This is a genomic window from Providencia sp. PROV048, assembly GCF_033688165.1.
Classification (GTDB): Bacteria; Pseudomonadota; Gammaproteobacteria; order Enterobacterales; family Enterobacteriaceae; genus Providencia; species Providencia hangzhouensis.
Window position 1 is genome coordinate 4,246,387 of record NZ_CP096360.1, and the last position, 12,034, is coordinate 4,258,420.

At 38.3% G+C, this 12,034-nt stretch carries 11 protein-coding genes; 1 reads left to right on the forward strand and 10 read right to left on the reverse strand.

The annotated features are described in order from the left end of the window. Nucleotides 1-14: 14 nt before the first annotated feature. Both M1F26_RS19225 and waaA read right to left on the reverse strand, forming a co-directional pair. Nucleotides 15-1,475, reverse strand: a complete 1,461-nt coding sequence (locus tag M1F26_RS19225) for a glycosyltransferase family 39 protein (RefSeq protein ID WP_125895036.1) — start codon at nucleotides 1,473-1,475, stop codon at nucleotides 15-17. Nucleotides 1,476-1,674: 199 nt separating this feature from the next. Then, the gene (waaA, locus tag M1F26_RS19230) at nucleotides 1,675-2,955 is read right to left on the reverse strand and encodes a lipid IV(A) 3-deoxy-D-manno-octulosonic acid transferase (protein WP_004265144.1); all 1,281 of its coding nucleotides are present in this window, start codon (nucleotides 2,953-2,955) and stop codon (nucleotides 1,675-1,677) included. Between the two features lie 191 nt (nucleotides 2,956-3,146). Between waaA and coaD the strand changes: the two genes are divergently transcribed. Further along, the gene (coaD, locus tag M1F26_RS19235; protein ID WP_036959128.1) at nucleotides 3,147-3,632 is read left to right on the forward strand and encodes a pantetheine-phosphate adenylyltransferase; all 486 of its coding nucleotides are present in this window, start codon (nucleotides 3,147-3,149) and stop codon (nucleotides 3,630-3,632) included. Nucleotides 3,633-3,642: 10 nt separating this feature from the next. Here the strand turns inward: coaD and mutM are convergent, their stop codons facing one another. From mutM to rfaQ, 8 genes are read right to left on the reverse strand one after another with little or no spacing between them, the layout of a single operon-like run. Then, a complete protein-coding gene (gene mutM / locus M1F26_RS19240) occupies nucleotides 3,643-4,452 on the reverse strand; it encodes a bifunctional DNA-formamidopyrimidine glycosylase/DNA-(apurinic or apyrimidinic site) lyase (protein ID WP_140172985.1) in 810 nt (269 codons plus the stop codon). Between the two features lie 21 nt (nucleotides 4,453-4,473). Further along, nucleotides 4,474-5,619 (reverse strand): glycosyltransferase, encoded by a 1,146-nt coding sequence (locus M1F26_RS19245; protein WP_227528858.1) that lies wholly within the window; start codon nucleotides 5,617-5,619, stop codon nucleotides 4,474-4,476. Between the two features lies 1 nt (nucleotide 5,620). Next, nucleotides 5,621-6,637 carry a glycosyltransferase family 8 protein gene (locus M1F26_RS19250; RefSeq protein WP_140172984.1) on the reverse strand — a complete coding sequence of 339 codons (1,017 nt, stop codon included), beginning with the start codon at nucleotides 6,635-6,637 and terminating at the stop codon, nucleotides 5,621-5,623. Beyond that, a complete protein-coding gene (rfaL, locus tag M1F26_RS19255; protein ID WP_140172983.1) occupies nucleotides 6,630-7,868 on the reverse strand; it encodes an O-antigen ligase RfaL in 1,239 nt (412 codons plus the stop codon). Before rfaL ends, M1F26_RS19250 begins: the two co-directional genes overlap by 8 nt. Nucleotides 7,869-7,886: 18 nt before the next feature. Continuing rightward, nucleotides 7,887-8,897 carry a lipopolysaccharide 3-alpha-galactosyltransferase gene (gene waaO / locus M1F26_RS19260; RefSeq protein ID WP_140172982.1) on the reverse strand — a complete coding sequence of 337 codons (1,011 nt, stop codon included), beginning with the start codon at nucleotides 8,895-8,897 and terminating at the stop codon, nucleotides 7,887-7,889. A 24-nt stretch (nucleotides 8,898-8,921) separates the two neighbouring features. Next, nucleotides 8,922-9,719: a lipopolysaccharide core heptose(I) kinase RfaP gene (rfaP, locus tag M1F26_RS19265; RefSeq protein ID WP_004906907.1), complete on the reverse strand. Its 798-nt coding sequence runs from the start codon at nucleotides 9,717-9,719 to the stop codon at nucleotides 8,922-8,924. Beyond that, nucleotides 9,712-10,836, reverse strand: a complete 1,125-nt coding sequence (locus M1F26_RS19270) for a glycosyltransferase family 4 protein (protein WP_140172981.1) — start codon at nucleotides 10,834-10,836, stop codon at nucleotides 9,712-9,714. The genes rfaP and M1F26_RS19270 overlap by 8 nt, the downstream gene beginning before the upstream one ends. Nucleotide 10,837: 1 nt before the next feature. After that, nucleotides 10,838-11,902 carry a lipopolysaccharide core heptosyltransferase RfaQ gene (rfaQ, locus tag M1F26_RS19275; RefSeq protein ID WP_200129315.1) on the reverse strand — a complete coding sequence of 355 codons (1,065 nt, stop codon included), beginning with the start codon at nucleotides 11,900-11,902 and terminating at the stop codon, nucleotides 10,838-10,840. Nucleotides 11,903-12,034 lie beyond the last annotated feature (132 nt).

Here is a 12,034-nt window from a genome sequence, read left to right on the forward strand (position 1 = left end):
TTCTCAACTAGAAATTACTTCTCTGGCGCAATAAACCCAAAGCACATAGTTTCAGGTTCTGCATCTGGTTCAGAACGATAAATCACATCCTCTTTTTCTATCGTAAACTGTGGCCAGAACTTACGAACCTTAGCGAAGTTTTCATGGGCGCAATCATCATATTTCTTGCCCAGCAATAACGCCCCATGTTGGCGAATTTCAGCTTCTGTAATATCACGGTTGTACACATTTGGCGGCATATGTTTTTCCATTGACCATGGCTGGATCACATGTGGCCTGTCCTTACCATAAATAATAAACCATTGATATTGATTATCTTCTCCGCCAACATATTTTACTGGCGTACCATAACGCTGATACCAACGTTGCTCACCGTCTGCTATCAAGGTTTTTACACCAATAAATTTTTGCCCTGCTCCACGGATATTCGCAGCCTGAACCGTGATATAACCAACCACCACTAAAACACCAAAAATGGCAAAACCAACCAATGACTTCTTAAACGGTTTTCTTGGCATCACGGTTATTGAGCCAACAAATAAAGGCGCACTAATAGCCATAAATGGCTGCAACCATTCAGTTATTCGACCACCATCGTGGAAAGAGAACCAGCCATAGATCACCACCAGTGGAAAAAGAAGAATAAAGTTAGCCAAACGATTAGGTAATGCTTTCGGCCATCCTAACTTTCCACCACTGCAATAAACAATAATCGCAGCAATGACTAACGGATAAAACACGCTAAGTGCTGCTTGTGTGGTATGAAGATTAAACCCAGGGTCGATTTGTGAGTCCACCCATTTGAAAGCCGAAAAGTCCGTTGCCATCAACCAAAAGAAATTTGGTAATACCAAAGCAAACCACAAAGCGATCGCAAGGTAAAAAACAGGTTGACGATAGCTTTGGCGAACCTGTTTCACAAATAGGGTTAATAAGAAAACAGACCCAACTAATGCTAACGTTGAATATTTCCCCATCGTTGCAAGAGCTGAAAATAAAGCAAACGGCAACCACCATGCAGGGTTATCATCAACAGCACGTAAAAAGAAATAAATAACCCAAGGCCATAATGTCACTAAAATATAGTTATCATTATAAGGAATGATATCGAAATTAATAACACCTGATAAATTCAACATTAGCATTGCAAACCAAGCGAGGTCGCGGCGCCCAGTTAAACGGAAGGCTAGTTTCCACACACCAAGTAAACCGAATGCGATACCCGCAAAGTGGCTAAAGTACCAATAAAAACTATAGGAGATATCAAGATAAATTGCCGGCCACATCATAACGCCAACAAACCATGGGTTTTTAGGTGATCCCCACTCCCCGTTCATCCCCCAATTTACCGCTTCTACTGTGTCATAAGGTACGGTTGGGTCGAAATAAAAACTCGCTAAGATCCAAGCTATGGCATAGCTTATGACCCATACATAAACATATTTATTTGAAATTGATTGATTAATGGCTGGCATATAGTCTTAGAAAGATAAGCAAAAGTTCCAACATTCCATTTGGATACTACTCTAATAGTAATAAACCAAATCGAATGACTCTATAATAAACGAGGCAGTGTACTATAGTTTAAATGCAATACTAGGATGTGCCAGAAAATATTCACAATCTATTGTTGTAATGTTCAAGTTAATATTCAAAAAAAGACATTACTTGGCATTATTGCTCTCGCGGAGGCAAATAGGGTTGCAATAGTTTTAATAATCTTTGAAGGGCACCTTGGTTCTCATGAAGAACTTCGGCGGCATGACGTCCATAATATAACCGGTAATCTTCATCAGAAAGCAAACTCGTCACGGCTTGAGCCATCGATTCACTATCTGTCACCGTAATTAAGCCATCTGCTTGAGTCAGTTTTCCGCAAATATCTTTAAAATTAAATGTGTGAGGCCCCATTAATACGGGTAGCGCATGGGCTGCCGCTTCGAGCGGGTTATGCCCCCCAGTCTCTACCAAGCTTCCCCCAACAAAGGCAATATCCGCAATTCCATATAGCAACATCAATTCGCCCATGGTATCGCCAATCACCACTTGGACATCTGCAGTAGGGATCGTATTGGCACTACGACGAATAAACGTTAAACCAGCTTTTTGAGTTAGTTCTTCCGCTTTTGCAAAGCGTTCAGGGTGACGCGGTACTAAAATTAATAATAGATCAGGAAATCGTTTTAATAACTGTTGATGTGTTTCTAAAACAATGGCTTCCTCACCCTCATGAGTGCTGGTCGCTATCCAAACTGGGCGATGTGCTGCCCATTGGCGGCGTAAAGTTATTGCCCTGACAGCTAATTCAGGCGTTACAGAGATATCAAACTTCAGGCTCCCTGTTACACTCAATTGCATCCGCCGCAACCCTAATTGAACGAAACGTTCACCATCTTCCTGATGTTGTGCTGCGACCATAGTGACATTACGCAGCATACGTTTCACAAAGCTACCGAGCTTTTGATACCCAGCAGCAGAGCGCTCAGAAAGTCTCGCATTCGCAATAACCAATGGAATTTTACGTTTATACAATTGGTTAATCATGTTTGGCCATAATTCAGTTTCCATAATGATCACAAGTTTTGGGTCGACTTGTTTCAGGAAACGGCGCATTGAACCAGGGAGGTCATAAGGTAAATAGACGTGGTCGACATCATCACCAAACGCAGAAAGAACACGCTCTGAGCCAGTTGGCGTCATTGTTGTTACTGTAATTGGCAAAGACGGATAGTGATGGCGAAGTGCACGGACTAATGGAACCGCTGCGAGGGTTTCCCCGACAGAAACTGAATGTAATAAAATGCCTTGAGGTTTTACTTTTCCTGCACAAAAGCCGTAACGTTCGCCCCAACGTTTACGATACGCAGGCGCTTTACGGCTGCGCAGCAATAGGCGAACCCATATAAATGGCTGGATAAGATAAAGAAGTACCTGATATAAACGCAGCAATAACATTCGATCTGATTCACTTACCAAAATTGGCGCTATCTTACCATAAAGCTCAGATAAAAGTGTGCAGAATATGCACCTAAAAATAGCAGTAAAATCTTATCTACAGTTGCAACCATGCTAGATAGCCGATAATGTTAACGCTTATTCATGCTATTTTTTCGAATAGAAAATACAAACAACGAGATACTATCGCCATGAAACATAAGGCTATTTACCCTGGTACGTTTGACCCTGTGACATCAGGACATGTTGATATTGTTACCCGAGCAGCAGCAATGTTTGACCATGTCTTGTTGGCTATTGCAAATAGCCAACGAAAAAACCCGATGTTTTCCCTTGATGAGCGCGTTGCCCTTGCTAAAGAAGTAACTTCTCACCTTGATAATGTTGAAGTTGTTGGGTTTTCTGAATTGATGGCTAATTTTGCACAAAAAAATGGCGCTAATATTCTTATTCGTGGCGTTCGTTCTGTGGCTGATTTCGAATATGAGTGGCAATTAGCGAATATGAACCGCCATTTTGTTCCTGACTTGGAAACCGTATTTTTATTACCATCGCAAAGTTTGTCCTTTGTTTCTTCTTCTTTAATCAAAGATGTTGCCCTTCACGATGGTGATATTTCGTCTTTCCTACCCCCAGTGGTTGCTGAGGCAATGTTAAAGAAACTCAATAAAAAATAGTAAAAGCGCACTATTTTTGACACTGCGGACAAAAGAAAGTACTGCGTTGCCCCTGTTTAATGCTTTCTATTGGCGTACCACACATTGAGCAGGGTTCCCCCTTTTTCCCATAGACAAACAATTCTTGGGCAAAGTAACCCGGCTTACCATCCGACTGTAAAAAATCTTTTAGTGTCGTGCCGCCTTGCTCAATGGAGCGTTGTAACACCTTTTTGATCTGTTGCACGAGTTCAGTAATTTCAGCCAGTGTTAATGTATTAGTGATTTTTTCAGGTGATATTTTCGTCGCAAATAATGCTTCATTGGCATAAATATTACCCACACCAACAACCACTTTGTTATCCATTAACCACGGTTTAACGGCCACTTTTTTCTTTTGCGCTAATTCATAAAGATATTGGGGATTAAAGGCATCTGATAATGGCTCAGGTCCTAAGTGTGCAAGTACCGAACTGTTTTCTAAATCATCACACCAGAGCCATGCGCCAAAACGACGAGGGTCCGTATAGCGCAGCACTTTGCCATCTCGCATAACTAAATCTACATGGTCATGTTTTTCTTCAGGTAATTCCTCTGTCAAAATACGCACACTACCAGACATTCCCAAGTGAACAATAATCCAGCCTTTTTGTAGCTCAATCAGCAAATACTTAGCGCGACGTTGAACACTCAAAACCGCTTCATCTGATAAACTTTTAATTTGTTCACTAACTGGCCAACGTAAACGACCGTTACGTACAATGGCGTAAGAGATTGTATTACCGACTAAATGTGGCTCTATCCCACGGCGACTGGTTTCAACTTCTGGTAATTCTGGCATATATAAACTCGCATTTCTCGCTTAGGGATACCATTTCGCAATTACCCTCATGAGCTCATCTTTGACAATTTCCCAAGTGAAATTATCATAAGCATGTTTTTTAGCATGGTAAGCTATTTCTCGACTATTTGGGTGATTTAACGCGCTAGTAATATCCTCCGCCATACTCAAAGGCGAAAGTGGCTCCCTGAAAATAAACCCCGTTTCATTATGGGAAATAAACTCTACCATTGCTCCTCGCTGGCTTGCTATCACAGGACGAGCAGAAGCCATTGCTTCAAGTGCAACCATACAAAATGATTCTGGCTCAATAGAAGGAACCACAATAATATCCCCGAGAGCATAATAGTGTCGAATTTTTTCAGGATGAACCTCACCTAAACAAATACACTGCTCACCCAAAATTTTTGCAAAATTTTTTACTTCGTTTTGATATTGCGCCAACTCACCTTTTGATTCGGTATTTAGATCTCCCACAATGACAAGTTTATAGCTAGGATCTCCTTTAAAGAAAATTTGGCATGCTTGCATTAATTCAAGTAGTCCTTTGCCTTTGGCTGCTCTCCCGACAAATAAAACTATTTTATCTTCTACTGTTAGCCCAAAATCCTCACGCTTGACCTCAGGTGGTTGAGCATAAATTTCACCATCGAACCCGTTACGCACCACTTCAATAAACGCATTTGGTAAACGTTCCCTGTACCAATTTTTCATAAAGTGGCTTGGTACAATGATTTTTATGTCTTCAGGAACATCTTTAGGCTCGTACAAATTATGCATGTGTAACACAACGTTATTATGCCCTTCTTTCTTAATTATTTTTTTGAAGGATTTAATATGATTGTGAACAAAAATAACGCTTTCACTCGGATTTGGCGAAAATTGGTGTTTAATTTTGACAATTCTATCTGCATAAGAATATGGGTCTAATCTTGTCCATTTCTTAAATAGCCTTGTATACACTTTCCCAAACTTAATGCGCTCAATTTCACAATGCTCATTAACAACAGAGTGAGCACTATATCCATCATTTTGTATACAAACGATTCGGTTTTCAATGTCTAATCGTTTAGCGACATTGTACATCCACGATTCAATTGCTGCCGCACTTTTAGGCGGTATAGAAAATATAGGAGAAACTGTTAAGACAATTTTATTAATCATCATATTATTTTCTTTTTTTTGTATATTTTTCAAACAAGTAATAAATACCTGACAAAATACCTGATAAATACGCACCTCGCTTTAATAGGTGCTTATATTCTTTTTTCCTTTCAACAAATTTAGTGGCATGTTTTAAATCATCCTTTGTCCAAGGTGATTGTGCTAATGCTTTATAAAAAGGCTGAGAAGAAGGATAGTTCGCCCATGTGTGCCAAGGCTTACTCACCCCCGTGTAATGAATTAAAACTGTTTCAGGTGTAATAATGGTTTGATATTTTTGATGAGTTCGGTCATACAGTTCATTTTTTAGTGTATAAACCGTATTAAATTTCTGATTAAGTAATAGCAGGTCATTCCTTAAAATAAGGTTTAACACATCTTGATCTGGGTACTTAAACCGTTGTTTCGCATTTTCTGCAGATAACAATTCGAAACATTGCTGAGTAACTCGTTTTTCGTGCCATTTTTTTAAGTTCACAAACATAACACCCGAGTTAAAATAGGTCTCAGCTAACTTTGGAGTGTGAAGCCGTGTCTCACTTTTTGTTCTTACTCCGATGTCATCAGCAATAACACCACAAACTTTGTCTTCAATTAAATTGGCTGCCAAATCTAATTGACCATCACAGATAACATCTGCATCTAAATATAAGGCAACATCATAATCTTTCGAAAGATAATCTAAAGCAACTAACCGAAAATACATCGCTGAGGACCAAACATCAGAAGCCGGCAATGTTTTTAATAATTGATTATCCAATTCATAAACATGAAATTCAGCTGGAAACTGATGAGAAATAACCTTCAATTTCTCTAAAAAGCTAGGGCTGACTTTATCTAAAAAATAATGAAATCTGAAGAACGTATTTGGGTTATTAATAAGTAAAGAGACCGCTGAAACACCCGCACCAAACTGATAGTTTTCATCCGAACCATAAATAACATCAAGACATGGTAATGAGGAATTACTCGTATTAGCCCCCTCATTTAACAGATATTTATTTGTTATCAGGTTATTCATGGCAAACTCTCTTCTGCTTGGTTGAACTATGCCCCATCATGGCGATTAAAAACCCCAAAAGAACGCCTAAGGGTTTAAGGTCCACTTGTTCAAACATTCCACGAACCAGATAAAAGCCAATAAGACTTAACAGCAATGCAATAAAGGCAAAGTAAATTTCCGGTGCATCAGACCTATTTTTAATCCCTTGCATTGAGGAATAGCACATTGACAAAAATACCGCACTAAATATCGCTAACCCTGCAATGCCCGCACCAAACCAAATATAAAGCCAAATATTATGGGGCCCAATAGACTGCTTAAATGTCCATTCCGGGTGATTTTTTACAACACTATTGTACTTCACATGGTATATTTTATCGCCAATCCCATATCCGATAACTGGATTTTCCAATATAAGCTCAAAAGCGGTTCCTTGAGTTCCATTAGTATAACGGTGAGTACTATCCGTCTGCTCTAACTTATAAAACAGTTTTTTACTTGTATCAGGATAAATTAGTTTAATTGAAACAAGTGAAATTACCGAAAGGCATAATACAACTCCAATTAGTTTCCAAGGACGTTTAAAACATAAAAATAATAACCCAGCGACTGCAACTGCAACCCATGCCCCTCGAGCAAGCGTTCCGAGTAAAACAAAAAGAAATACAATACTTAAAAGATAAAAATAAATAAGTTTAGATTTGGGTAATAAATACCAAAGAATAGGAAGTATTGGAAAGAAAAAAACTAACGCATCCGAAACATGCCTAAAATCATAAGTAGTAAACGGTAAGATACCCTGCTGATAAGCTATATAGTAGCGGTATAACTCAACAAGTAAAACTAAGGCTAACGATGCAGTAAAACTCGTTAATAATAGTTTTGAAATGTCTTTTAGGCTTTCTCTATATAAAAGAATCGGCAATAAAAGAGATAAACTTAGTATTCCATAATTCAATAAATTATTGTTAATAGTTTTAATAGATACACTTAATATATCTGAATAAGATGTTGATACATAAAGAAAAACAGAAAAAGCAACAACTAAATATAAAAGTTTATTATTTAATCTTTTTAGCACTTTTTTTGTATCTAAAGACAGATAAACCAAAGATGTGGCTATCATCAAATAGAACAGAATATGTTTATATCTGGTTACATTTTCCACAAAAAAAAGAACAACAAAGATTAGTACCAAAGCCTTGTTATACTTTGAGAGAATATTTTCATTTCTTTCTAAAAAAGACATAGCTTACCCAATTATTATTTAACTTAGTTTAACCCAGAAATACTGAAGATTATTTTTTATTCCAGAGAAAACCTTTCCTTGGTTAAACATATGCTTCGCACAATATCGTAAATGATTACTGCTTTTAGCCTTCAGTAACGGAATATCTTTCCAAGGTGATGCGTCCTTTGCATTAATAAAGGATTGAGCTGTTGGGTAATTAGCCCACTCATGCCAAGGCTTAGTTGGGCCGATATAATGAATCAATACAGTTTCAGGCGTGATTGGGTTTTCTTTTTTACCTTTTTGCAGCTCATAATTGATGCTGTATTGAGTGTTGTACTTGCCATCAAGGTAAATAACTTTCCCTGTTAATAGCATATTTAAAATGTCTTGGTCTAAATAGGATAATTTTGCTTTCACAGTATCTTGAGAAAGTAAATCCATTGCTTTCGTTGAGATATCAAACTTTGACCAATTCACTAAATTTAAAACTAAAAACCCTGCATTAAAATACCCCGAAGCAATACCCGGGACACCTAAAGCATCAGCTCTTTTTTGCCACCAAATACTATCCCTTTCAGGCACAACTGCAGCTATTTCATCATCTTTAAACGGAATATTTAACAGTGGCTGCAGCGTTCCTTGACACATAATATCTGCATCCATATAGATCATTCTATCTAGCTGATTTGAAAAGTAATCCGCAATAATAAACCTGAAATAAGTTGCATATGACCAATTTTTGGTACTTGGTAGCAATTTAAGCTGTTCACAGTCAACTAAATAAACTTTAATACTCGTCTTATATTGCTCTGCGAGCTGTTTAAATAATTTACTTTGCTCATCATCAAAGTAGTCAGTAAACACATGAAATGAAAAAGAGATATCAGGATTTGTTTTTAATAGAGAAGCAATCGAGATCCCACAACCATATAGAAAATTACGGTCAATCCCATAGGAAATATGTAAGCTATCATTATTAACAATAGCGTCTGGTGACGATAAATCAATTTGCTGTGTAACCGCATTTTCTTTATTGAAGAACATTTATATCTCTCTTCTCTCTTTGACTCACAATGACTTTCTAATTGTGCGTTCTTTAATTTGTGCAGCTTTGCTTTCCGCTTTAGCTATCAATGATGCTTCTTGTTGCAAAATAACTCGCAGCGATAAGCCAAAATAGATTTTCATAAAACGAAGAATATCACGCTGAGTTAGCCCAATATTTAATGATGAGTAATATAAACCAATTAAATCTTTATTGCGCCAACGGGTTGGAACAGAATTTCTGAGTTGTGCCCGATGTAAATCAATTACTGATATTTTTAACTGTTCTTCATTTCCCGTAAATGGCAAATGCAGTAAAAAATGGCAAATATAACAATCACGATGGTTAATACCGGTCGCGTGCATTTTACGCACCATCTTCGCAACACGACGAATAATCATTTGTTTGGTACTAAAAGTTGGCGGGTTATCTAGCCAATTTGCACAATAATCTTCCAAACTCACCGTCGGGGTCAAATCTTCAGTAATAATAAAGGAGTGACGACGAAGAGGGTTAATCCCTTTTTGCCCAAAAGCTCGACCATTCATCGTGTCAACTCCCACTTGAGTCAGTTGATGAATAGCATTCCACTCTCGATCAGCGCCTAATACTGGCAACCGAAAAGAAAATAGATTTTTAAGAACTTCCTTTAGTGTAGTCCCATAATGAATTTTTATAAAATAGCTGCGTCCCTCAAGTTCAAAACGCAGAGTTTTACGCGATTCTAACGCACGAAAAACTTCACCTTGTAGCTTATCCGCCTCGATAAATGGATCTTTATTCTTCCACAATTCACTAAAAGGGGGTTTTAACTCAATCATTCGCTTCCCCTAAAATAATATCTGCGGCTTTTTCTGGTAAACTATATAAATCTTCTGTATCGGCAAAATATCGCGCATTACTTGCCCATTGTGCTAATTGAACCGGATTTTTTAAACTATCTTCTAGAGCCAAGTTCAGAACCGTTTGCTCAAAGGGCTCATTTACCACAATACCGCATTTGGCTTGGCTAATAAATGAAGCATATCCACACACTTCTGTGACAATAATCGGTAAACCCGCGGTAATTGCCTCTAATAACACAATACCAGCAGCTTCTTGATAAGCCGGGTGCATTAATATATCGGCTGCAGCCATTAATTCTGCAATATCATTACGTCCACTAAAGAAAGAGACTTGTGAGCCAATTCCTAGCGTTTTCGTTAACTGTTGGTATTTCACCGATTTATCTTGGCCAACTACCATCAATAACGTGTTTTTCTTAATGTCTTCGGGCAATGCCGCAATGGCTTTTATGGTCCGGTCAACACCTTTGCGTTTGAAGTCGGAACCCACCTGTAAGACTAAAAATGCAGACTCAGGTATTTGATTTTTTTCACGATAAATTCTTTTGGCGTCGGCAATTTGTTTATCATATTTTCTATCTTGGGCAATACCGGGAGGTAACATATGAAAACGCTCATTTTCAGTTCCATAATGCTTTTTAAAATGACTAATTTGATGTGGCGTTAACATTAATAGCTGTGTCGGTTTCCCCACTGCAAAAACAGCTTTTTCAAATGCAGCATAGTGTTTATAGCGAGGCGTCAGCTTATACAAAAACCCTTTTTCTTCAGCGACTTTTTGTGCATAACAGACATCAGCGGCATAATAAACATCCAGCCCTGGCATTTTATTGAAACCAATTATCCGCTCTGCAGGATGCTGTTTTAAATGAGCCAACACCCAGTCACAATATTGTGCATTTCGCCCATGATTCGTTTTTGATGTCACCGGCACGATAATAATTTCAAAGCCGCTAGGCTTATCACCATCCCATGATTGGGTATAGACACGTACGTGATGCCCACGTGACTGGCATTCGGTTGCAATACGTAGGAAATCCCGCTGTAACCCACCAAACGGAAAGTATTTATATAAGCAAAATGCCAGATTCATGTTAATACCTTGTCATCATAGAGCGAATATTCATCGGCAACATTTTCTCTGTTGCTTTAATTACATCAGAAGCTGGAATAATGGATAAATACTTTTTATCGCGATCTAGCTCTTCTCTCGGTGGCATAGTTTCATAATCACCCGCCCAAAATTGAACTACATTATCACTCCAAGGTCGCCAGAAAACATGATTTGTCGCACCGAAAAGGCATACTATAGGTGTGTTGGCTGCTGCGGCAATGTGCATTGGTGCAGAATCAACGCCAATAAATAAAGCGGCATGAGCAATCAATGCGCCTAATTCAGGAAATGAGGTTTTCCCTGCAAGTTCAGTAACAGGCTTTGTTTGGCAGCCATTTGCAATCTCATTGATACATTCTAAATCCTCTTTGCTCGGCCCCGAAGTTAAAACTACTTGATAGCCACGAGATTGCAATGCATCAATGACGGCTGAAAATTTTTCATTATCCCAACACTTAAAAGCTTGGCGTGCTGTTGGTTGAATAACGACATAACTGCTATGAACACCCAGTCTTAACAGCTTTTCATCAATATTTTTCCAGTCCTGCTCTGAATAAGCCATCGTTAAATGTGTCTTTAGTTCTTTTATTTCTAACGGCTTGAGTACTGATAAGTTATTTAGAACAACATGTTCGCCTTCAGGTTCTGTCAGATGCGTAAAACTTTCACGCCAATATTTAGAGTCACGATGGGCAAACTGATGGGAAATTTTTGTGCTAGCAGGAATAGCCCGAACTAATACGCTCACCATCCATTGGTCTGCTAGATTAACAACTAAATCGTATTTATTTTTACGCAGCTTTAGCAGTAGCTTAATAAAATTACATGCTTTACTCAGCCCACTACTTTTTTTCCCCGCCATGCCGTACAAAGCGTTAATTTCAGCATTTTCAGAGAGAATGGGGATAGTATCCTGATAAAGCAAAACGTCAATTTCAGCATCAGGATATCGGTGTTTTAATGAGCTGATAACGGGTGTTGTCAGCAACATGTCCCCATGAAACCTCATCTTGATCACAAGAATTTTTTTAAACTGTTTTTTCACCAGGCACTCTTAATCAAGTCTATATGTAAAAGACAATAGTCATTCGACAACAAATATCATTATTAATTCAATGAATACTCACTATGTTACTACTTTCATAATAATGGTCATAGCTTCGAATGCACATATCCG

What these genes read in the sequence shown, in the direction of transcription:
- rfaL (WP_140172983.1), bottom strand. Translation starts at nt 7,868, where the DNA reads ATGTCTTTTTTAGAAAGAAATGAAAATATTCTCTCAAAGTATAACAAG.
- M1F26_RS19245 (WP_227528858.1), bottom strand. Translation starts at nt 5,619, where the DNA reads ATGATGATTAATAAAATTGTCTTAACAGTTTCTCCTATATTTTCTATA.
- mutM (WP_140172985.1), bottom strand. Translation starts at nt 4,452, where the DNA reads ATGCCAGAATTACCAGAAGTTGAAACCAGTCGCCGTGGGATAGAGCCA.
- coaD (WP_036959128.1), top strand. Translation starts at nt 3,147, where the DNA reads ATGAAACATAAGGCTATTTACCCTGGTACGTTTGACCCTGTGACATCA.
- waaO (WP_140172982.1), bottom strand. Translation starts at nt 8,897, where the DNA reads ATGTTCTTCAATAAAGAAAATGCGGTTACACAGCAAATTGATTTATCG.
- waaA (WP_004265144.1), bottom strand. Translation starts at nt 2,955, where the DNA reads ATGTTATTGCTGCGTTTATATCAGGTACTTCTTTATCTTATCCAGCCA.
- M1F26_RS19250 (WP_140172984.1), bottom strand. Translation starts at nt 6,637, where the DNA reads ATGAATAACCTGATAACAAATAAATATCTGTTAAATGAGGGGGCTAAT.
- M1F26_RS19270 (WP_140172981.1), bottom strand. Translation starts at nt 10,836, where the DNA reads ATGAATCTGGCATTTTGCTTATATAAATACTTTCCGTTTGGTGGGTTA.
- M1F26_RS19225 (WP_125895036.1), bottom strand. Translation starts at nt 1,475, where the DNA reads ATGCCAGCCATTAATCAATCAATTTCAAATAAATATGTTTATGTATGG.
- rfaP (WP_004906907.1), bottom strand. Translation starts at nt 9,719, where the DNA reads ATGATTGAGTTAAAACCCCCTTTTAGTGAATTGTGGAAGAATAAAGAT.